The sequence below is a fragment of the Mumia sp. zg.B17 genome (assembly GCF_019550915.1).
Lineage (GTDB): Bacteria > Actinomycetota > Actinomycetes > Propionibacteriales > Nocardioidaceae > Mumia.
The window spans coordinates 301,299-321,141 of the sequence record NZ_JAHWCI010000008.1 but is presented as its reverse complement, the minus strand read 5'-3'; the positions used below and the strand labels follow the sequence as shown (position 1 = coordinate 321,141).

22 protein-coding genes are annotated in these 19,843 nt (G+C 70.8%); 9 read left to right on the top strand and 13 right to left on the bottom strand.

Annotation, left to right across the window (positions count from 1 at the left end; genetic code table 11):
• Positions 1-50 precede the first annotated feature (50 nt).
• The 5 genes from pstB to KV097_RS14805 form a co-directional block, all read right to left on the bottom strand.
• Positions 51-917, bottom strand: coding sequence for a phosphate ABC transporter ATP-binding protein PstB (gene pstB, locus KV097_RS14825; protein ID WP_255559656.1), 867 nt, complete (start codon positions 915-917; stop codon positions 51-53).
• Positions 914-2,023 (bottom strand): phosphate ABC transporter permease PstA, encoded by a 1,110-nt coding sequence (gene pstA, locus KV097_RS14820; protein WP_220346020.1) that lies wholly within the window; start codon positions 2,021-2,023, stop codon positions 914-916. Before pstA ends, pstB begins: the two co-directional genes overlap by 4 nt.
• The gene (gene pstC / locus KV097_RS14815) at positions 2,020-2,985 is read right to left on the bottom strand and encodes a phosphate ABC transporter permease subunit PstC (protein WP_220366301.1); all 966 of its coding nucleotides are present in this window, start codon (positions 2,983-2,985) and stop codon (positions 2,020-2,022) included. Before pstC ends, pstA begins: the two co-directional genes overlap by 4 nt.
• Positions 2,986-3,070: 85 nt before the next feature.
• Positions 3,071-4,168, bottom strand: coding sequence for a phosphate ABC transporter substrate-binding protein PstS (gene pstS, locus KV097_RS14810; RefSeq protein WP_220366300.1), 1,098 nt, complete (start codon positions 4,166-4,168; stop codon positions 3,071-3,073).
• A gap of 150 nt (positions 4,169-4,318) precedes the next feature.
• Positions 4,319-4,705, bottom strand: coding sequence for a MerR family transcriptional regulator (locus KV097_RS14805; protein WP_220343327.1), 387 nt, complete (start codon positions 4,703-4,705; stop codon positions 4,319-4,321).
• Between the two features lie 61 nt (positions 4,706-4,766).
• Here KV097_RS14805 and KV097_RS14800 point away from each other — a divergent pair, with 61 nt between their 5' ends.
• Entirely contained in the window at positions 4,767-6,029 is a 1,263-nt protein-coding gene (locus tag KV097_RS14800; RefSeq protein WP_220366299.1) for an MFS transporter, read from the top strand.
• On the opposite strand, the gene KV097_RS14795 is transcribed toward KV097_RS14800, so the two are convergent.
• From KV097_RS14795 to KV097_RS14770, 6 genes are read right to left on the bottom strand one after another with little or no spacing between them, the layout of a single operon-like run.
• Entirely contained in the window at positions 5,938-6,855 is a 918-nt protein-coding gene (locus KV097_RS14795; RefSeq protein WP_220343329.1) for an NUDIX hydrolase, read from the bottom strand. The genes KV097_RS14800 and KV097_RS14795 overlap by 92 nt on opposite strands.
• Complete coding sequence (locus KV097_RS14790) at positions 6,852-9,047, bottom strand: RNA degradosome polyphosphate kinase (protein ID WP_220343330.1); 2,196 nt, start codon at positions 9,045-9,047, stop codon at positions 6,852-6,854. The genes KV097_RS14795 and KV097_RS14790 overlap by 4 nt, the downstream gene beginning before the upstream one ends.
• A gap of 43 nt (positions 9,048-9,090) precedes the next feature.
• The gene (locus KV097_RS14785; RefSeq protein ID WP_220366298.1) at positions 9,091-9,753 is read right to left on the bottom strand and encodes a hypothetical protein; all 663 of its coding nucleotides are present in this window, start codon (positions 9,751-9,753) and stop codon (positions 9,091-9,093) included.
• Between the two features lie 49 nt (positions 9,754-9,802).
• Positions 9,803-10,648 carry a mycothiol synthase gene (gene mshD / locus KV097_RS14780; RefSeq protein ID WP_220366297.1) on the bottom strand — a complete coding sequence of 282 codons (846 nt, stop codon included), beginning with the start codon at positions 10,646-10,648 and terminating at the stop codon, positions 9,803-9,805.
• A complete protein-coding gene (locus KV097_RS14775; RefSeq protein WP_220366296.1) occupies positions 10,645-12,096 on the bottom strand; it encodes a carboxyl transferase domain-containing protein in 1,452 nt (483 codons plus the stop codon). The genes mshD and KV097_RS14775 overlap by 4 nt, the downstream gene beginning before the upstream one ends.
• A gap of 16 nt (positions 12,097-12,112) precedes the next feature.
• The gene (locus KV097_RS14770) at positions 12,113-12,889 is read right to left on the bottom strand and encodes a response regulator transcription factor (RefSeq protein WP_220343334.1); all 777 of its coding nucleotides are present in this window, start codon (positions 12,887-12,889) and stop codon (positions 12,113-12,115) included.
• 77 nt (positions 12,890-12,966) lie between these two features.
• Between KV097_RS14770 and KV097_RS14765 the strand changes: the two genes are divergently transcribed.
• From KV097_RS14765 to KV097_RS14740, 6 genes are all read left to right on the top strand, one after another.
• On the top strand, positions 12,967-13,296 hold the full coding sequence (locus KV097_RS14765; protein WP_220343335.1) for a MoaD/ThiS family protein: 330 nt from the start codon (positions 12,967-12,969) through the stop codon (positions 13,294-13,296).
• Positions 13,293-14,117: a hypothetical protein gene (locus tag KV097_RS14760; RefSeq protein ID WP_220366295.1), complete on the top strand. Its 825-nt coding sequence runs from the start codon at positions 13,293-13,295 to the stop codon at positions 14,115-14,117. Before KV097_RS14765 ends, KV097_RS14760 begins: the two co-directional genes overlap by 4 nt.
• A gap of 64 nt (positions 14,118-14,181) precedes the next feature.
• A complete protein-coding gene (locus KV097_RS14755) occupies positions 14,182-14,661 on the top strand; it encodes a thioredoxin family protein (protein ID WP_308289442.1) in 480 nt (159 codons plus the stop codon).
• 193 nt (positions 14,662-14,854) lie between these two features.
• Positions 14,855-15,352 (top strand): DUF4395 domain-containing protein, encoded by a 498-nt coding sequence (locus KV097_RS14750; RefSeq protein ID WP_220343338.1) that lies wholly within the window; start codon positions 14,855-14,857, stop codon positions 15,350-15,352.
• Between the two features lie 56 nt (positions 15,353-15,408).
• Positions 15,409-16,257, top strand: coding sequence for a sulfurtransferase (locus KV097_RS14745; RefSeq protein ID WP_220343339.1), 849 nt, complete (start codon positions 15,409-15,411; stop codon positions 16,255-16,257).
• 4 nt (positions 16,258-16,261) lie between these two features.
• Positions 16,262-16,567 (top strand): DUF1416 domain-containing protein, encoded by a 306-nt coding sequence (locus KV097_RS14740; protein ID WP_220343340.1) that lies wholly within the window; start codon positions 16,262-16,264, stop codon positions 16,565-16,567.
• Positions 16,568-16,652: 85 nt separating this feature from the next.
• On the opposite strand, the gene KV097_RS14735 is transcribed toward KV097_RS14740, so the two are convergent.
• Together KV097_RS14735 and dtd are read right to left on the bottom strand one after the other, a co-directional pair.
• Positions 16,653-17,768 (bottom strand): LCP family protein, encoded by a 1,116-nt coding sequence (locus KV097_RS14735; RefSeq protein ID WP_220366294.1) that lies wholly within the window; start codon positions 17,766-17,768, stop codon positions 16,653-16,655.
• 97 nt (positions 17,769-17,865) lie between these two features.
• Positions 17,866-18,309: a D-aminoacyl-tRNA deacylase gene (gene dtd, locus KV097_RS14730; RefSeq protein ID WP_220343342.1), complete on the bottom strand. Its 444-nt coding sequence runs from the start codon at positions 18,307-18,309 to the stop codon at positions 17,866-17,868.
• 47 nt (positions 18,310-18,356) lie between these two features.
• Here dtd and KV097_RS14725 point away from each other — a divergent pair, with 47 nt between their 5' ends.
• Both KV097_RS14725 and KV097_RS14720 read left to right on the top strand, forming a co-directional pair.
• The gene (locus KV097_RS14725) at positions 18,357-18,866 is read left to right on the top strand and encodes an FABP family protein (RefSeq protein WP_220366293.1); all 510 of its coding nucleotides are present in this window, start codon (positions 18,357-18,359) and stop codon (positions 18,864-18,866) included.
• Positions 18,859-19,842 (top strand): folate-binding protein, encoded by a 984-nt coding sequence (locus tag KV097_RS14720; protein WP_308289441.1) that lies wholly within the window; start codon positions 18,859-18,861, stop codon positions 19,840-19,842. Before KV097_RS14725 ends, KV097_RS14720 begins: the two co-directional genes overlap by 8 nt.
• The last annotated feature ends 1 nt before the right edge of the window (position 19,843 follow it).

The following is a 19,843-nucleotide window of genomic DNA, read 5'->3' as shown; positions in this document are numbered from 1 at the left end:
CGCCCCTCCGACGTCACGTCGGAGGGGCGCTGTCGCGTGCACGCCATCCGTCAGCCGAAGCGCCCCGTGATGTAGGCCTCGGTCGACGGGTTGTCGGGGTTGGAGAAGATCTTCGTCGTCGCTCCCGACTCGACGAGCTGACCCGGCTCACCCACCCCCGCGAGGTTGAAGAAGGCGGTCTCGTCCGACACCCGCGCCGCCTGCTGCATGTTGTGCGTGACGATGACGATCGTGTACTCGCTCTTGAGCTGCCCGATCAGGTCCTCGATGGCGCTGGTGGAGATCGGGTCGAGGGCGGAGCACGGCTCGTCCATGAGGAGCACCTGCGGCTCGACCGCGATCGCGCGGGCGATGCAGAGCCGCTGCTGCTGTCCGCCGGAGAGCCCGGCGCCGGGGCGGTTGAGCCGGTCCTTGACCTCGTCCCAGAGGTTCGCGCCGCGCAGCGACCGCTCGACGACCGCCTCGGCGGCGTCCTTCTTGAGCCGTCCGCCGTTGAGGCGTACGCCGGCCAGCACGTTGTCACGGATCGACATCGTCGGGAACGGGTTCGGTCGCTGGAAGACCATCCCGATCTCCCGGCGCACGAGCACCGGGTCGACGCCGGCGGCGTACAGGTCGCGCCCGTCCACCCGGACGGTGCCGTCGACCCGGGCGCCGGGTGCGACCTCGTGCATGCGGTTCAACGACCGCAGGAACGTCGACTTGCCGCAGCCCGACGGGCCGATCACGGCGGTCACCGACTGGGCCGGGATCGCCAGTGTCACCCCGCGCACCGCCTGGACGTCGCCGTAGTAGATGTCGAGGTCCTCGACGTCGATGCCGATCGCCGGCCGACGGGATCCACCGCCCGCGGCGGTGACGGCCGGAGTCGGAACCGGCGTCGGGACGGAGTCACGGAGTACTGATCGCATGCTCATCGCTTGCCCTTCGGGGAGAAGAAGTAGGTCACGAGTCGGGCCACGAGGTTGAGCACCATCACGATCAGCATCAGCACGAGTGCGGCACCCCAGGCCCGAGCGATGGAGGGCTCCGGCGGGACGCCGGGGCTCATGATGGAGCTGTAGGTGAACACCGGGAGCGTCGCCATGCGCCCGTCGAACAGGGTGAAGTTCGACGAGTCGGTGATGCCGACGGTGATGAGGAGCGGTGCCGTCTCGCCGATCACGCGGGCGACGGCCAGCGTGACCCCGGTGACGAGGCCGGCCATCGAGGTCGGCAGGACGACCTTGACGATCGTGCGCCATCTCGGCACTCCGAGCGCGTAGGCCGCCTCCCGGAGCTCGTGCGGGACGAGCTGGAGCATCTCCTCCGACGACCTGACGACGACCGGGGTCATCAGCACGGTGAGCGCGACGGCGCCGGCGATCCCCATCCGGACACCGGGTCCGAAGAACACCACGAACAATGCGTAGGCGAACAGACCCGCGACGATCGACGGGATGCCGGTCATCACGTCCACGAGGAAGCGGACCACCTTCGCGAGCCGACCGTCACCGCCGTACTCGACGAGGAAGATCGCGGTCAGCAGCCCGAGCGGGACCGACATCACCGCTGCGGCGGCGGTGATGAGCACCGTGCCCCAGACCGCGTGGTAGATGCCGCCGCCCTCGCCGACGACGTTGCGCATCGAGTAGGTGAAGAACTCCGAGGACAGGACCGGCAGCCCGTTCTTCACGACGGTCCACAGGATCGAGACCAGGGGCACCATGGCCAGCACGAAGGCGCTCGAGACCATGATGGACACCAGCCGGTCGACCGCCTTGCGGCGACCCTCGACCGCACGAGAGAGCGAGGGCAGCCCGATCCCGAGCACCGCCCAGCCGGTCAGCAGCGAGGGGAGGAGCGGGAGGCCGAGGCCGGCCTGCAGGGCGGAGGCGACGACGACCGCCAGCGCCGCGGCGTACCAGCCGGCTCCGCGCGGGAGCCGTGGCTGGTGCCAGCCGCGCAGCGCGAGGGCTGCCTCGTCCCGCTGCGGTGCGGGTGGAGGTGCGAGCGTGTCTCCGCTGCGGTTCCTCGTGCTCATGCGTGTGCTCCCGAGAACTCCTTGCGCCGGTTCACGACGGCGCGGGCGGCGAAGTTGACGGCGAAGGTGATGACGAACAGCACCAGGCCGGAGGCGATCAGCGCGTTCACCGTCAGACCGGAGGCCTCGTTGAACTGGAGCGCGATGTTGGCGGGGATCGTGCTCGGGTTCGTCGAGCTGATGAGGTCGAGGGTGATGACACCGGAGGCCGAGAGGACCATCGCGACCGCCATCGTCTCGCCCAGAGCGCGGCCGAGTCCGAGCATCGCGCCGCCGATCATGCCGGAGCGGCCGTGAGGCAGGACGACGGTACGGATCATCTCCCAGCGGGTCGCGCCGAGCGCGAGCGCCGCCTCCTCCAGGAGGACCGGTGTCTGGCGGAAGACCTCCCGGGCGATCGCGGTCACGATCGGCAGGATCATCACGGCCAGGACGACCGCCGCGGTGAGGATCGTCCGCCCCGTGGCCGATGCCGGCCCGGCGAAGAAGGGCAGGAAACCCAGGGTCCTCTCGAGCCACTCGTACGGGCCGACGAGCTGTCCGGCGAGGACCCGCATGCCCCACAGGCCGAAGACGACGGAGGGTACGGCGGCGAGCAGGTCGATGACGTACCCGAGGGCCTGCCCGAGCCGGCGAGGGACGTAGTAGGTGACGAACAGCGCGACCGCGACGGCGAGGGGGACTGCGATGACCAGCGCGAGCGTTGCGCTCCACAGGGTTCCGAAGACCAGGGGGAGCACGAACGACGGGAACGACTCGCCACTCTTGACCTCGTCGGGCGATGCGGTGATCCCCGGGATCCCCTCGGCGGTCAGGAAGATCGCGACGCCGGCGAGGATGGCCAGGATCGTCAGGGCGGCGCCACGGGAGATCCCGAGGAACACGCGGTCGCCGACCCGGCCGGAAGCCGGCCCGGTGTCGGTGGTGTCCCGCGACGGGGACGGGGTGGAGGTTTCGCTCACGGACTGGTCCTCTGGTGGTCACGATGGCGAGCGTCCTGCGGGTGGCCGCCCGACCCCCCGGCTCGGGCGGCCACCCGCAGGAGAGTCACTTCGCCGAGATTCCGTCGACGATGCCGGTCATGCGCTCCTCGAGCGCGCTCGTGAGCGGCGCTGAGCCGGCGCCCTCGGCGGCGGCCTTCTGGCCGTCGGAGCTCGCCACGTACGACAGCCAGCCCTTGACGAGGTCGGCCTTGGCCTCGTCGTCGTACTCGAGGCACGCGATCTGATACGAGAGCAGGACCGCCGGATAGACCCCGGACTCGGTGGTGGTGTGGTCGATGTCCATCACGATGTGCGTGTCGCCGCGGCCCTCCTTCTGCTTCGAGGCATCCAGGACCTTGGCGGCGGCCTCCGGGCTGGGACCGACGTACTCCTCGCCCACCTTCAGCGAGGCGACGCCGAGGTCACCGGCCTGGCTCGCGTCGGCGTAGCCGATCGTGCCCTCGCCGCCCTGGACGGCGGCCACGACTCCGGAGGTGCCCTGCGCACCCTCTCCGCCCTTGAGCGGCCAGGTCTCGACCTCGCCTGCGGTCCAACCCTGAGGGCCCGCCGCCGCCAGGTAGGCGGTGAAGTTCTCGGTGGTGCCCGAGTCGTCGGAGCGGTGGACCGGCGTGATCGTCGACGAGGGCAGGTCGGCATCGGGGTTGTCGGCCTTGATGGCCGCGTCGTCCCACGTGGTGACGGTGCCCGCGAAGATCTTGCCGAGCGTGTCGGGTGAGAGCTTGAGGCCGTCGACGCCCGGCAGGTTGTAGATGACCGCGATCGGGCTGACGTAGGTCGGGACCTCGACCACGTCGGAGCTGCAGCGCTTCTCCGCGGCCGCGAGCTCCTCGTCGTCGAGGTACGCGTCGGACCCGGCGAAGTCGGTTCCGCCGGCGAGGAACTGCTCCCGGCCGGCCCCTGAACCCGCGGGGTCGTAGTTGACGGTCACGTCGGGGTTCGCGGTCTGGAAGCCCTGCTTCCACGAGGCGACGGCCGCTTCCTGCGAGCTGGCGCCGGCACCGTTGAGCGTGCCGCTGAGCTCGCTGGTGGTGGCGGAGTCGTCGGCCCCGGCCTCGTTGCCCGCCCCGCAGGCGGAGAGGCCCAGGGCCACGGTCGCGGCGAGCGCCAGGGGCGCAGCGGCGCGGAGCTTGGTGCGGTTCACGGTGTTCTTCCCTCTCTGGGAAACGTCATGTCCAGACTTGTGGTGTCGCTGGTGACGTTAGGCAGCAGAGGTGAAGCGGCAGGCGGACGGAGGTGAACCGCAGGTGAACGCTGCCTGACGAGTTCGGGCGCCGTCCGGCGGCCGTCGGCGTCAGGCGGGCTCTGCGACGCCCGCGAGGTCGCCGTGCCGCGTGCGCTGCAGATAGCGCTCCACGGTGTCCCGGCTCTTGGTCAGGCAGGCGATCTTGTCCTCCAGCGAGCGCATCTCGGCATGGAGCATCTCGGCGACCTGTCGGGTGCAGGAAGGCGAGAGCTCGTCGTCGGCGAGCGCCTCGACGTCGAGGACGACCCGCACGAGCCGGGTGGGGAGGCCGGAGGCGATCAGGCTGCGGATGGACCTGACGCGTTCGACGTGCTCCTCTCCGTACGACCGGTATCCGTTGTCCTGGCGCGGCGGGACGAGGAGGCCCTGCTCCTCGTAGTAGCGCAGCATCCGGGGGGCCACCCCTGTCAGCTCGGCGAGCTCTCCCACGCGCATCGTGATCCCCTTCATCGTCGGGCTTGACCTTGACATAAATGTCAAGGTTTACGGTCCGAGCATGACACAGACGACGACACATGTTCCGGACATGACCCGCAAGACCTGGGCGGCGCTGCTCACCCTCGCCGGCGCGGGCTTTGCGACCGTCACCATCGAGCTGCTCCCTGCCGGACTGCTGCCCTCGATGGCTCATGACCTCGGGGTCTCGCGGGGCCGGATCGGACTGCTCGTCACGGCCTGGGCTCTCACCGTCGCGGCCCTCAGCCTCCCCCTCGAGCGACTCACCCGCAGGCTCCCTCGCCGCGGGGTGATGCTCGGCGCGGTGCTGGTCAGTGCCGGCGCGGCTCTCCTTGCGGCGACGGCTCCCGCGTACGGGCCGCTGGTCGTCGCCCGGGTCGTGGCCGCGGGTGCGCACGGCCTGCTGTGGGCTCTGCTCGTGCCGTACGCCGCGTCGCTCGTCGACGAGCGGCACATCGGGAAGGCGGTGTCGGTCGTCCTCGTCGGACCGACCGCAGCGGGCGTCGTCGGCGTGCCGCTCGGTACGGCGGCCGCCGAGCTCGTCGGCTGGCGGGCGGTGCTCGTGGGCGCGGGTGTCCTCCTCGTCGTCGCTTCGCTCGCACTCGTGACGGTGCTTCCTCCAGGTGCCGCCCCGGGCAGGAAACCCGTGCCCGCGGGCGCCGTGCCCGCAGGTCGCGACCGCTCGCTCGTCCGCGTGACCGTCACCGCGACCTTGGGCGCGCTGGTGCTCGTCGGTCACTTCCAGGTGTTCACCTACGTCGGTCCCCTCGTGACGCGCGTCGCGGGCATGGACTCCGCGGCCCTCGGCGGCGTGCTCGCGCTGTTCGGCGCCACAGGGGCGCTGGGGCTCGCGATCGCCGGGCCACTGTCGGACCGGTTCCCGACGGCGGCTCTCCCGGGGACCGCGATCGCCTTCGCGATCACCGTGCTCGCGATCACGGCGCTCGACACGAGCACCGTGGTCGCCCTGGTGGTCGTCGGGGTCTGGGGAACGATGATCGGGCTGTTCCCGCCGGTCTTCCAGTCGACCGTGATGCGGATCGCCTCACCGGCGGCACGCGGCGCCGCGGGGGCGGTCGTCGTCACCGCGCTCAACCTCGGGATCGCCGCCGGTGCTGCCTCCGGAGCGTGGCTGCTGGAGAACCGCGGGGTCGACGCCCTCGCCCCGGTCGCGGCCCTCGCCGTCGGCGTCGCCGCCACCGGCCTCGTGATCAGCGCAGCACGTGGCGCTCGGTCGCCAGCACCTCGCCGCGGCGATGGTGGACGACCACCAGCCCCGCAAGAGGCAGAGGCCCCGCGCTGAGCGCGTCGGCGTCGACCCCGACCGCCTTGAGCATGCGCGGGATCACCGTCCGGTGGCCGCAGGCCGCGACAGGGCGCCCGTGCTCGACGTCCTCGGCCATCGCTTCCGTCACCGGCCGCTGCTTCGCCGGGCCGCCGTCGCGCGGTTCGTCGAGTCGGTGGTCGACGGTGATGGGACGGTGAGTGGCGTCGGCGTAGGGCTCGAGCGTCTGCACACAGCGAAGGGCACCGCTCGAGTGCAGGTGGTGCACGCCGTACGCCGACAGGACGGGCCGGAGCCGTCCGGCCTCACGCCTGCCTGCCGCGGTCAACGGGCGGACGAGGGGCTCCTTGCGCCAGCGGCTGCGCGAGCGGGCCTGCGCGTGGCGGACCACCACCAGCGTCCGCGTCCGGTGGGCGTCGGACCCGACGCGCTCACCGAAGGCCTCGAGCACCGCCCGGTCGGTGTCGTACGAGAGCCGCTTCGGCGCCTTGTCGAGCGTGACCCAGGCGACGCCGTCGATCTCCTTGTTGGGCACGTAAGTGTCGGCGTCTCCGCTGACCGGAGTCGCCGACCAGTAGGCGACGTTCTTGAGCCGGCCCTTGGCGAACTCGTACTCGAGCTCCATCAACGGCACACCCAACCGCGCCAGGACGCCGGTCTCCTCCTCGACCTCGCGGACCGCCGTCGTGGGTCGGAGCTCGCCGCGCTCGACGGTCCCCTTGGGGATGCTCCAGTCGTCGTGGCGCGCGCGGTGGACGAGGAGGATCTCGAGCCCGTCCTTGGGACGGGAGCCGGCCGGCCGCCACACGACGGCGCCGGCGGACATGCGCACGGGGCGGCTCACACCAGACCGCCGGCCGTAGCCCTGGCCTTCGCCTCCGCACGCGCTCGGGCTCGGCGGGCGCGAGTGCGCTCGATCAGCGTCTGCTGCAGGTCACGCAGCGGACCGTCAGGCGAGGTGGCGCGGCTCCAGGTGCCGTCGGGGCCGAGGTTCCACGCGTCGGTCCCCGGGTCCATGGACAGGTCGAGGACGTTGCCGATCTCGGCGATGTGCTCGGGCCGGTCGAGTCGTACGAGCACCTCGACACGGCGGTCGAGGTTGCGGTGCATCAGGTCGGACGAGCCGATCCAGACCTGCGGGTCGCCGCCGTTGGTGAACCACAACAGCCGGCTGTGCTCGAGGAAGCGCCCGAGGATGCTCCGCACGACGATGTTGTCGCTCATCCCCGGGACACCGGGCCGCAGGGCACAGATGCCCCGGACGACCATCTCCACCCCGACGCCCGCACGCGACGCCCGGTAGAGCGCGTCGATGACCTCCTCGTCGACGATCGAGTTGACCTTGATCCTGATCCCGGCAGGGCGTCCGGCCCGGTGGTGCTCGATCTCGCGCTCGATGCTGTCCACGATGCCGGAACGCACGCCGGCAGGAGCCACCATCAGCTCGCGGTAGGACTCCCGCCGGGAGTAGCCCGACAGGTTGTTGAAGAGGTCGGTGAGATCGTCGGCGATGTCGGTGTCGGTCGTGAGCAGGCCGTAGTCCTCGTACAGGCGGGCCGTCTTGGGGTTGTAGTTGCCGGTGCCGATGTGCGCGTAGCGGCGCAGCCCGTCCGGCTCGTCGCGCACCACCAGGCACAGCTTGCAGTGGGTCTTGAGCCCCAGCAGGCCGTAGACGACGTGGCATCCGGCACGCTCCAGCTTGCGTGCCCAGCGGATGTTGGCCTGCTCGTCGAAGCGCGCCTTGATCTCGATGAGGACCAGCACCTGCTTGCCCGCCCGGGCGGCGTCGATGAGCGAGTCGATGATGGGGGAGTCGCCGGAGGTCCGATAGAGGGTCTGCTTGATCGCGAGCACGCGCGGGTCCGCCGCGGCCTGCTCGACGAAGCGCTGGACGCTCGTCGCGAACGAGTCGTACGGGTGGTGGATCAGCACGTCGTGCTGGCGCAGCGCCGCGAACATGTCGACGGGACTGGACGTCTCGACCTCGGCGAGATCGGGGTGCGTCGCGGGCACGAAGGGCTCGAACTGCAGCTCGGGCCGGTCGAGGTCGGCGATCTGGTGCAGGCTGGCCAGGTCGAGCGGAGCCGGGAGCCGGAAGACCTCGTCCGGGCTGATGTCGAGCTCGGTCACGAGCAGCTCGAGCACGTGGTCGTCCATCGTGTCCTCGACCTCGAGGCGCACGGGAGGGCCGAACTTCCGGCGAAGCAGCTCCTGCTCCAGCGCCTTGAGGAGGTTCTCGGCGTCGTCCTCCTCCACCTCGAGGTCCTCGTTGCGGGTCACGCGGAACGCGTGGTGCCCGGTGATCTCCATCCCGGGGAACAGCGCGTCGAGGTGTGCCGCGATGACCTCCTCGAGCGCCACGAACCGGGCAGGACCGACCGTCACCCAGCGGTCGAAGATCGGCGGCACCTTGACCCGGGCGAAGTGCGACTTGCCGGTGACCGGGTTGCGCATGACGACGGCCAGGTTGAGGGAGAGACCCGAGATGTAGGGGAAGGGATGGGCGGGATCGACCGCCAGCGGGGTCAGCACCGGGAAGACCCGGGCCCGGAAGACGCGCGAGGCGTCGTCGCGCTCGTCCGGCTCGAGGTCGTCCCAGTGCAGGAGCGCGATCCCTCGCTCGTCGAGCCGCTCCGTGAGCTCCTCCGTCAGGAGGGCGCCCTGCCGAGACATCAGCTCGCGGCTGCGCTGCAGGCTCGCGGACCACACCTCGCGGGGCTGCATGCCGCTGGCGCGCCGTGATGCCAGGCCCGCCGCGAGCCGTCGCTTGAGGCCGGCGATGCGGACCATGAAGAACTCGTCGAGGTTGCCCGAGAAGATCGCCGTGAAGCGTACGCGCTCGAGCAGCGGCACCGACGTGTCCTCGGCCAGCTCGAGCACCCGCTGGTTGAAGGCCAGCCACGACAGCTCCCGATCGCTGAGCCGGTCGTCGGGCAGGTCCGGTCCGTGGTCGACGAACGGCGGGTCCACGTCGAACGAGTCCGGCGAGCTCGGGTGCTCCTCGACGATGGCGGGTGGGGGAAGGACTTCGGCCATTCCCGCATCGTGCCACGCACCAGCGACGAGCGGGTGACGCGGATCAGCGGCTGGTGCCGACCCACAGCCGGTGACCGGCGCCGACCGTCACCTCGGCGACGCGGACGAACCCCGACGCCTCGAGGACGGCGACGTGCTCGGTGAGCAGCGTCATCGCGGCGGCGACGCCGTCGGTCTCCTCCAACGCGGCCGTGATGCAGGCCTGAAGGATGTCGGCACGCTCGTGCGGGGCGAGGTCGGGGACGACGGCCAGCGTGGTGAGCACGACGTCCGGCGCGACTCGGCTCAGCATGTCGGCGATGGTGGTCTCCGCCGCGCCCAGCGCCTCGCGGACGTCCTCTCCGGGATCGAGCGCCGCGTGGACGGTGGCGGCGTCGAGCTCGAGCCGAACGGTCTCGCGAAGGCCCTCGGAGAGCCCGACCGCTCCGAGACGGACCTCGTGGCGCGGCATCCAGACTGTCGCGGCCTGGAGGACGCCGTCGCGCTCGGCCACCCACAGCTTGCCCTGCTGAAGCACGAGATGGCTGAGGGCGAGCCGGGTGACGACCGCCGCGACCTGGGGATCCAGAGGCCTGTCGACGGTGCCGTCGCCGTCGATGTCCAGCGCGGGAGCGGAGACTTCGAGGAGCCTGGCCGCATGGGTCACGTCGACCAGCCCGGCGCGGCGGACGAGGTAGGAGGCGCTGGGCTCCAGCGACGCGGTCATTCATCCACCCTGGCACTCGCCCCCAAGCGGTGCGGCCGCACGACGCGGATCAGAGGTTGCGACCGTAGAGGACGTCGCGAGCGCTCTCGGTGAAGCCCAGCCCGTGGTACGTGGCGAGCGCAGGGGTGTTGTCGCCCTCGACGTAGAGGTCGATCCGTGCCAGTCCGAGCCCGGTGAGGTGGTGGAGTCCTCGGAGCGTCAGTGCCTTGCCGAGCCCGTGCCCCTGCTCGGACGGGTCGACGCCGACGACGTACACCTCACCGACCTCGCCGCCCTCGATGGCCGGCGGGTCCACCTTGGTCCAGTGGAAGCCGACGACCCGTCCGCCACGCTCGGCGACGAACAGCCCGGCCGGGTCGAACCACGGCAGGGTGGCCCGCGCTCGGAAGTCGGCCTCGTCCATCGCACCCTGCTCCGGGTGCGTCGCGAAGGCGCGAGCGTTGACGGCGACCAGTCCTGCGGTGTCCTCGTCTCGCCAGGGCCGGATCGTCACCCCGTCGATGCCGCGCTCCTCGGGCAGCGGATCGGCGGTGGTCCGCTCGAGGACGACGAGCGTGCGTACGACCCCCAGGCCGCGGCTGCGAGCGAGGGCCTGCGCTGGTGGGAGGTCTCCGTGAGCCCAGAAGCGGCTCTCGCCCTCGTTCAGAAGACGGTCGAGGAGCGCGCCACCGACGCCGTGCCGACGGTGGTGGGGATCCACGAACACCTCGACGGGTGCGTCCCCGGCGGCGTACGCGACACCGACGAGGTCGTCACCGTCACGGGTCGCATGGTCGACGCGCGGTGGCTCGCCGGTGGCGATCGCTATCCGGCTCGCCTCGTTGAGCGGGGACACGCCGTCCGCGGCAGCCACCCTCTCAGCGAGCGCGACACGGGGGTCGACCGCGGCGGTCATCGGCGTGGTCCTGTGCCGGAGCCTGCACGGAGCACCCGGAGCTGGGTGGCCGCCTCGGCGGCGACGGCGATGGCGAGGCTCTTGGCGTCCCCGCTGTCGGAATCGAGCTCGGGCACGAGAACCTGCACCTTTCCTGCGGTGAAGAGGTCGGCGGCGGACACACGCTGAGCCGTCGCCATCTCCGCGGCGTGGTCGGCGTCGCCGTGGACGATCGCGGACGCGCCCTCTGGTGGCAGCGGCGAGAGCCACGCACTCTGGGTGGCGACCACGACGTCGGCGGGGAAGAGTGCGAGCGCCCCGCCCCCGCAGCCCTCGCCCAGCAGGACGGCGACCGTGGGCACCGTCATCGTCGCCATCGTCGCGATGCAGCGCGCGATCTCGCCGGCGATCGCACCCTCCTCGGCGGCCTTGGACAGGTCAGCGCCTGGGGTGTCGATGAACGAGACGAGCGGGAGACCGAGCTCCTCGGCCAGCCGCATCCCGCGTCTGGCCTCGCGGAGCGCGCCGGGACCCATCGGCGCCCGCGCCTGCGCCTGGCGGTCCTGACCGACGACCACGCACGGCTCTCCGTCGAGTCGGGTCAGGGCGACGATCATCGCGCTGTCGCGCTCGCCCTCGTCGGTGCCCTGGAGGCGGATGGTGTCCTCACCACCGACGCGCAGCACCTCGCGGACACCGAGGCGTCCCGGTGCCCGGGTGCGCTCGATGGCCGCCCAGGTGTCGCCGCTCCCGGTCGCGACCGGCTCCCTCCGCGGGAGGCCGGCCGGTCGTGGCGGGTCGACGAGGATCCCGAGCGTGCGGTCGACCAGTGCGGGGAGATCCTCCGCGGTCACGACGGCGTCGAGGATGCCGTGGTGCGCGAGGTTCTCGGCGGTCTGGACGCCTTCGGGGAACGGGCGGTGGTGGAGCACCTCGTACACCTTCGGGCCGAGGAAGCCGACCAGAGCGCCGGGCTCGGCGACGGTGACGTGGCCCAGCGAGCCCCACGAGGCGAAGACGCCCCCGGTCGTGGGATGCCCGAGATGGACGAGGTACGGGAGCCCCGCTGCCTTGTGGTCCATGATCGCGCGGGAGATGTCGATCATGTGGAGGAAGGCCGGCGTCCCCTCCTGCATGCGCGTGCCGCCCGAGGCGGTGGTGGCCAGGACGGGGATGCGTTCCTCGGTCGCCCGGCGTACGGCGTGGACGATGCGGCGGGCCGCGTCCTCGCCGATGGAGCCCGCGAGGAAGCGGAACTCGCTCGCGACGACGGCGACCGGTCGACCCCTCACGGTGGCCCGGCCGGTGATCACCGACTCGTCGCGCCCGGAGCGCTCGGCGGCCCGCAGGAGCTCACGCTGATAGGCATCCGGCCAGCGGCCGATGTCGATCGGAGAGTCCCACGACGCGAACGAGTCGGCGTCGAGGACGAGCTCGACCAGGTCCGACGCCGTACGGCGTGCGCTCATGCTCCGTCCTTTCCGGTCAACGGGCGGTGGTGTGCCGTGCTCCCGCTCGTGGACGTTCGGCGTCGTCGCCCGAGCCGGCGTCGGAGCTCGCGGTCGTGCCGGCGTCGCGACGGTCGCGCGACTGCGCTACGAAGCGGTAGCCGACGTTGCGCACGGTCCCGATCAGTGTCTCGTTGTCGGGGCCGAGCTTGGCGCGCAGCCGGCGCACGTGCACGTCGACGGTCCGGGTCCCTCCGAAGTAGTCGTACCCCCACACCTCCTGGAGCAGCTGCTGCCGGGTGAAGACGCGACCGGGGTGCTGAGCGAGGAACTTGAGGAGCTCGAACTCCTTGAACGTGAGGTCGAGCGAGCGGCCGTCGAGACGCGCGGTGTAGGTCACGTCGTCGACGGTCAGCCCGCCGGAGCGGATGACGTGCGAGTCAGGCTCGCCGCCCGCCTCGGCTGCGACCCGCCCGATCGCCAGTCGCAGACGGGCCTCGACCTCGGCCGGGCCGGCGGTGGTGAGGACGACGTCGTCCATGCGCCAGTCGGCGGCCACGACGGCGAGCCCACCCTCGGTGACGATGAGCACCAGCGGGGCGTCCATGCCGGTGGTGCGGAGGAGACGGGTGAGCCCGCGGGCCTGGGCCAGGTCGGTGCGCCCGTCGATGAGGACGGCGTCGCACGACGGCGCATCCAGCAGCGCGCTGGCCTCGGGCGGGAGGATCTTGACGTGGTGGGGCAGGAGCGCCAGCGCAGGCAGTACTTCGATGGAGGACTGCGTACTCGGTGTCAGCAGGAGCAAGGTGGACATCGCGTAACCCTTCTGCGGATACAAAGAAAGCCCAGGGCTCTGCCCAGGGCTTCATTGCTTGCCTCACAATAGACGACGTGTCGGATGCATCAACAGCCGGTAACCGAGGCGCCGCGAGCAGTTCGAGCGTCACCGTCCGCTATTGGGCCGCTGCGCGTGCCGCTGCTGGCCGCGAGGTGGACGAGGTCGATCCCGGCACCGTGGCCGAGGTCCTCGACGCCGTGAGGGCGTTGCACGCCGGCAACGAGCGCTTCATGCGCGTGCTGGAGATCTGCTCGGTCCTGGTCGGCGAAGAGCCCCTCGGGAGTGCCGATCCGGCCACCGTCACGGTGGGGCCCGGCGGACGACTCGAGCTGCTCCCGCCCTTCGCCGGCGGCGCGGGTCGGCCCGAGACCGACCGCACGTGAGTCGCGTTCGCGAGGAAGCACGCTCGCCCCTCGGGCTGACCGCTTTCGCGCCTTGGGTGGTCACGTGCGCGCTGGTCGCTCTGCTGGTGCTCGCCGACTTCGCCGGACCCGTCGTGGTGGCGGGTGCGGTGCTCCTGGTGCAGCTGGTGCTGGCCGCGTCCCCTCCGCCGGCCGGCGTCACCCGCGCCCCCGCGCGGTCGCCGAAGGTGGCGCCGATCGCCTTGGCGGGTCTGGCCGCGGCGGTCGTCACCCTCGCACCCACGACGATCTCGGGTGCGGCGGGAACGGTGGCGACCGCGAGCGCGGCCGTCGCTGGGGGCTCCCTCGCGGGTGTCGGGATCGCCTTCCCCGTGCTGGTGCTGGCGGCCATCCTCGGTCAGCTCCGTCGTCCGCCTCCGCGACCCGATGTCGTCACCGCACTCGGAGAGGTCGTCGTCACAGGCACGATCGCCCTGATGGCGACGGGCTGGCTGGCGGCGGCGCTGTCACCGGTCGGTCGTCCGGCGATCGTCGTCGCGGCGGTCGTGACCGTGATCATGGTCCTCGCCGACCGGTCGGTTCGGATGCGACCGGTGACCCAGGTCTGGGCGCTCGCGCTGAGTGCGTTGAGCGGCATCGTGCTCGCTTCTCTCGAGGGTGCCCACGCCCTGGTGGGCGGGATCGCCGCGCTGGCGATCGCCGGTGCGGTGCTCGCCGGAGGTGCGGTGGGTCGCCGGTGGCGCCCGCTGCCTCCTGCGCGGTGGGCGATGGAGGTGACCGCGCCGATCGCGCTGGCCGGTCCGGTCGTGTTCGTCGCGTCGTTGGTCTGGGCGGGTATCTGATCGGACGGCCGGTCCGGCGCCCGAGGGAGGACGGGTTCAAACGGGTGGTCCGTACTCTTGGAACGTGCCCCTCGGAGTCTCCGTCCTCGTCGTCGTGCTCATCGTCACCGGCGCCTTCGCGCTGTTCCGCCACCGCCGCGATGGGCGTGTCCGTGCCGCCGGGCCGGTGGCACCGACGCCTCCGGTCGATGGCGCTCCCGCCCTTGCCGAGCCTGCCGTGCTCACCGCTGCCGACATCGGTTCCGGACTGGGAGAGGCTGCCACGCTGGTCCAGGTCTCGAGTGCCTTCTGTGCTCCGTGCCGTGCCGCGCGGGTGCTCCTGACTCGGGTGGCCGACGGGCGCGACGACGTGGCCTACGTCGACGTCGACGCCGAGTCTCACCTCGACCTCGTACGCCGCCTCGGCATCCTGCGTACTCCGACGGTGCTCGTCCTCGACCGTGATGGCGCGGTCGTCGGTCGCGCCTCCGGCGTCCCACGGGTCACTGAGATCGAGGCGGTTCTCGACAGCGTCACAAAGACGCGTGTCTCGGATGATGGATAGCCGTCTCATTTGTTGGACGGGAAAGTGACCGGTGGGGGATCGCCGCCTACTCTTGCGGCATGCCTCCCACGACACACCTGACCAGGCGACGGGCAGTCGACAACTGCCGCGTGCGCTCGGCGCTGTGTCGCATGCGCTGAACGAACCCACCTGTCCGCCGCCCGTGCGGCACCGTTCTGCGCCTGGAGTCTCCATGTCTCACACCTCGTCGACCACCCCGCGTCGAGCTGCTCCCACCGCCGGCCCCGACGCCGGTCTTCACGGAGTGGTCGACCCGCGGGGGCAACGCTTCTCCGCCGCGATCACCGCGGCCGTCCTCGCGGTCGCTCTGGTGACGATCGGCTCGTCGCTCGCGACGGTGCTGATCGCGTTCCAGGCCCTCGTCTTCGCCCTCGGGGTGCTCGTGGGGCCGGCGGGCACGCCGTACGCCCAGCTGTTCGCGCGGCTCGTACGGCCCCGCATCGGCGCTCCGACGGAGACCGAGGACGCCCGCCCGCCGCGCTTCGCCCAGTCGGTGGGGCTCGTCTTCACCCTGATCGCCCTCGTCGCCTCGCTCGTCGGTGCCGCACCGGTCGCCGCGGTCGCCGTCGGCTTCGCGCTGGCCGCAGCGTTGCTCAACGCCGTCACCGGCTTCTGCCTCGGCTGCGAGATGTACCTCATCGTCCGACGGGTCTCGCCGCAGCGGGCCTGACTGCACCACTCATCAGCACCACCCATCCAGCGTCACACCAACCGTGGAGGTATCCCATGAGCCGCGACACCGCGCTCGTCACCGCCGACTGGGTCGAGGAGCACCTGTCCGACCCGAACGTCGTGCTCGTCGAGGTCGACGAGGACACGACGGCCTACGAGAAGGGCCACATCGCCGGAGCGATCAAGCTCGACTGGAAGACCGACCTGCAGGACCCGGTCCGTCGGGACTTCGTCAGCAAGGAGCAGTTCGAGGCGCTCCTGTCCGAGCGTGGCGTGAGCAACGACGACACTGTCGTGCTCTACGGCGGCAACAACAACTGGTTCGCGGCCTACGCCTACTGGTACTTCAAGCTGTACGGCCACCAGGACGTCAAGCTGCTCGACGGGGGCCGCAAGAAGTGGGAGCTCGACAGCCGCGAGCTGGTCAAGGAGATCCCGACCCGCGAGAAGACGTCCTACACCGCCTCGGAGCAGGACACCTCCATCCGCGCCTTCCGTGACGAGGTCGTCGCCGCGATCGGCGTCCAGAACCTCATCGACGTGCGCAGCCCCGACGAGTTCGCCGGGCGCCTGCTCGCTCCTGCCCACCTCCCGCAGGAGCAGGCCCAGCGCGGCGGCCACATCCCCACGGCCGGCAACGTCCCGTGGAGCAAGGCAGCCAACGACGACGGCACCTTCAAGAGCAACGAGGAGCTGGAGGCGCTCTACGCCGAGGCCGGCCTCGACCGCAGCAAGGACACCATCGCCTACTGCCGCATCGGCGAGCGCTCGTCGCACACGTGGTTCGTGCTCCAGGAGCTCCTCGAGATCCCGAACGTGAAGAACTACGACGGCTCCTGGACCGAGTACGGCTCGCTGATCGGCGTGCCCGTCGCGCTCGGCGACGAGCCCGGCGAGGCCTGAGCCCGTGTGCGGCGCGACACGCGGCGGCCCCAGCCTGGAGGGGGTCGACCTCGCGAAGGAGTCCGTGATCCAGGGCATCGTCACCAGGTCCGGCGAGCCGGTCGGCAACGCCTACGTACGGCTGCTCGACGCCACCGGCGAGTTCACCGCCGAGGTCCCGACGTCGGAGACCGGCCAGTTCCGGTTCTTCGCCGCTCCCGGCGAGTGGACGCTGCGCACTCTCGCGCCGCGCGCGCGCTCGGTCGACCGCCAGGTCAAGGCCCAGCGTGGGAGCGCCGTTGACATCGAGGTGACGATCGAGGCGGCCTGACAGTACGGCACAACGAAGCCCCCGCACCGGATCTCGGGCGGGGGCTTCGTCGTACGTCGGGAGCTGCCTCGTACGGGCGGCTGGCTCAGCTGACCTCGGTCTCGCTGCCGAGCTTGGCGGCATCAGGGTTGAGGCGAAGGTATTTCTTGACCTTGTCGTTGCGGACCATGCGCCAGAGCTCCTCGCCCTTCTCCTCGTCGAGGTTGACCACGTTCATGCCGTTGTCGAGGTTGCGTGTCGACGGCGATCCGAGGGGGACGGTGAGGAAGTCGACGTCGTCCACGCTGACGCCGCGCAGCGCCAAAGCAAGACCGGTGATGTCGGAGGTCGTGAAGTTCTCGTCGATCGTGAGGTTCGCGGCGACGGACTCGACCGTCTTCTGGAGCGAGATCGGGTTGCTGACGTTGGTCCCGCTCATCATCTCCTTGAGGAGGAGACGGATGAAGTTCTGCTGGCGCTTGATGCGGCCGAAGTCGCCGTCGGTGAGCCCGTAGCGGGTGCGCACGTACTGGAGGGCCCGCTTGCCCTTGAGGTTGTGCCAGCCCTTCTTCCACTCCACCTTCTGGGAGGAGTCGTAGAACGTCTCGGGGATGTAGACCCGAACACCGCCGACAGCTGCCGTCATGTCCTGGAAGCCGTCCCAGTCCATGATCACCATGTGGTCCAGACGCAGGTCGGTGAAGTTCTCGACCGTCGCGATCGCGCCCGACGGGCCGTAGTCGGCGAACGCGGCGTTGATCTTGTTCTCGCCCCGCGGCTCACCCTCCTCGTCGTAGATCGTGACCCAGGAGTCGCGGGGGATCGAGATGACCGAGACCTTCTTACGGTCGGCGGAGATGTGGGCGACCATGATCGTGTCGCTGCGGTGGATCCTGCCGTCCTTCCACCGCCCGTCCGCGCCGAGGTCGGCCTTGATCGACGACTTGTTCTTGTTGCCGTCGGCCTCGGCGTCGGCCCCGAGCACGAGGATGTTGAGGGCTTCGCCGGGGGCGGGGTCGGGGCGGTTCTCCTCCTTGATGGAGGCCTGCCCTTTGACGGTGTCGATGTTGTCGAGGTTGGTCATCAACCCGTACGCGTACGTGGCGCCGCCGACGAGCACCACGGAGAGCACTGCGGCGACGGACGCGCCGATCCAGTGCCGGCGCAGCCAACCGCGCGGCTTCTCGCCGCGTCGCTTCCCGGCGCCGTCGTAGTCGCTCATCCCTCTCCCTGTCCAGCACAGCGCAGCCCAAGCGGACGGCCGGGGCTGCGGTCTCGCTCATTGTGCCCCATGAAAGGTCATCAGCCCAGGCGATGTCTCATCTTCGGCGCATCTCGGCGCTGTCGAGGATCAACGTCACCGGGCCGTCGTTGATCATCTCCACCGCCATGTCCGCTCCGAACACTCCACGTTCGACGTGCGCCCCGAGTTCCTGCAGCGCGCGGCAGTATTCCTCGTAGAGCGGCTCGGAGACCGGCGCCGGCGCCGCATCTCCCCACGACGGTCGCCGGCCCTTGCGGACGTCGGCGTACAGCGTGAACTGACTGATGACCAGGAGGGGAGCGGCGAGGTCGGAGGCCGAGCGCTCCCCGCGGAGGATCCGCAGGCCCCACGTCTTGGCGGCCAGCGCGACGGCGTCGTCGGGGCTGTCGACGTGCGTGACACCGAGGAGGACGACCAGCCCCGGGCGCTCGATCGCGCCCACGACCTTCCCCTCGACCCGGACCGACGCAGAGCTGACTCGCTGGATCACCGCACGCATCCGCACAGTGTGACGGAGGGGCTGCCGGTCGCACGTAGACTGGCGGCATGCCGTTCGAGATTCCCGAGGACCTGCACCCCGACATCCTCGGATTGGCCTGGTTGCTCGGGCAGTGGCACGGCAACGGCCGGGGTGACTACCCGACGATCGAGTCGTTCTCCTTCGAGCAGGACGTCGCGTTCGCGCACGACGGCCGTCCGTTCCTCCACTACTTCAGCCAGACGTGGATCACCGACGAGTCGGGCGAGCGCGTCCGGCCGGGGGCGCTCGAGACGGGCTTCCTCCGTCCCGGGGGGCCGATCGACAAGGCCAAGGGGCCGGTCGAGCTGCTCCTCGCGCACCCGACGGGCTTCGTCGAGATCTACTTCGGCGAGCTGGACGGTCCTCGCCTGACTCTGCAGACCGACGCGGTCGTCCGTACGCCGACGGCCAAGGAGTACACCGCCGGCCAGCGGATGTACGGGCTCGTCGAGGGCGACCTCATGTATGCCTACGACATGGCGGCACAGGGGCAACCCATGCAGTCCCACCTCTGGGGGCAGCTCAAGCGTGTCTGACGTCGACGCACCGACCTATCGCAGTCCCCTCCTCGATCTGCCTGGCGCGGTCGAGGGCGACGGCGTCGACCGAGGCGTCGCAGCCCACTACGGAGCGATCAGCCCCGAGCAGCGAGCCCTCGAGTCCGGACAGGCGTTCGTCGACCTGTCCCACCGCGACGTCCTCACGATCACCGGCGCCGACCGGCTCGGCTGGCTGCACTCGCTGACCACCCAGGCCTTCGACCGGCTGTCGCCTGGCACTCCCACCCAGGCGCTCGTCCTGTCGCCCCAGGGCCGGGTGGAGCACGCCTTCCACGGCGTGGACGACGGTGAGACCTTCGTGGCGCACACCGAGCCCGGTCGCGGCACTGCGCTGGCGGCGTACCTCGACTCGATGCGGTTCATGATGCGGGTCGATGTCACGCTCGCCACCGGCACCCACGCGGTCCTCGGGCTGTCCGGCCTCCGGTACGCCGTGATCCCGCGGGCCGAGCTGGCGTCGGCGCCTGACACGTACGGGACACCTGCCGGCACCTGGGCCTGGGAGGCGTTGCGGATCGCCGCCGGTGTGCCGCGCCCCGGGCTCGACACCGACGACAAGTCGATCCCCAACGAGTACGGGTGGCAGTACGACGCCGCCACCGGCACGTCGGATCTCATGCAGGCGGTGCACCTCGACAAGGGCTGCTACCGCGGACAGGAGACGGTCGCCCGGATCCACAACCTCGGTCGCCCGCCCCGCCGTGCGGTCCTGCTGCACCTCGACGGCTCGGCCGAGCACCTGCCCTCCCATGGCGCCGAGGTCCAGCTGGACGGGCGACGGGTCGGATTCGTCGGGTCGACGGCGCGTCACCACGAGCTCGGGCCGATCGCCCTCGCCGTCGTGAAGCGCAACGTGCCCGTCGAGGAGACGCTCCTCGTCGACGGTGTCCCCGCCGCGCAGGAGGCGCTGGTCGACCCCGAGATCGGCCTGCACGTGCGTCCGGCGCTCTGAG

Coding starts and splice junctions, on each gene's coding strand:
- KV097_RS14785 (WP_220366298.1), bottom strand. CDS start 9,753: ATGACCGCGTCGCTGGAGCCCAGCGCCTCCTACCTCGTCCGCCGCGCC.
- pstB (WP_255559656.1), bottom strand. CDS start 917: ATGAGCATGCGATCAGTACTCCGTGACTCCGTCCCGACGCCGGTTCCG.
- KV097_RS14790 (WP_220343330.1), bottom strand. CDS start 9,047: ATGGCCGAAGTCCTTCCCCCACCCGCCATCGTCGAGGAGCACCCGAGC.
- KV097_RS14805 (WP_220343327.1), bottom strand. CDS start 4,705: ATGCGCGTGGGAGAGCTCGCCGAGCTGACAGGGGTGGCCCCCCGGATG.
- KV097_RS14775 (WP_220366296.1), bottom strand. CDS start 12,096: ATGAGCGCACGCCGTACGGCGTCGGACCTGGTCGAGCTCGTCCTCGAC.
- pstA (WP_220346020.1), bottom strand. CDS start 2,023: ATGAGCACGAGGAACCGCAGCGGAGACACGCTCGCACCTCCACCCGCA.
- KV097_RS14750 (WP_220343338.1), top strand. CDS start 14,855: ATGTCTCACACCTCGTCGACCACCCCGCGTCGAGCTGCTCCCACCGCC.
- KV097_RS14745 (WP_220343339.1), top strand. CDS start 15,409: ATGAGCCGCGACACCGCGCTCGTCACCGCCGACTGGGTCGAGGAGCAC.
- dtd (WP_220343342.1), bottom strand. CDS start 18,309: ATGCGTGCGGTGATCCAGCGAGTCAGCTCTGCGTCGGTCCGGGTCGAG.
- mshD (WP_220366297.1), bottom strand. CDS start 10,648: ATGACCGCCGCGGTCGACCCCCGTGTCGCGCTCGCTGAGAGGGTGGCT.
- KV097_RS14770 (WP_220343334.1), bottom strand. CDS start 12,889: ATGTCCACCTTGCTCCTGCTGACACCGAGTACGCAGTCCTCCATCGAA.
- KV097_RS14800 (WP_220366299.1), top strand. CDS start 4,767: ATGACACAGACGACGACACATGTTCCGGACATGACCCGCAAGACCTGG.
- KV097_RS14735 (WP_220366294.1), bottom strand. CDS start 17,768: ATGAGCGACTACGACGGCGCCGGGAAGCGACGCGGCGAGAAGCCGCGC.
- KV097_RS14725 (WP_220366293.1), top strand. CDS start 18,357: ATGCCGTTCGAGATTCCCGAGGACCTGCACCCCGACATCCTCGGATTG.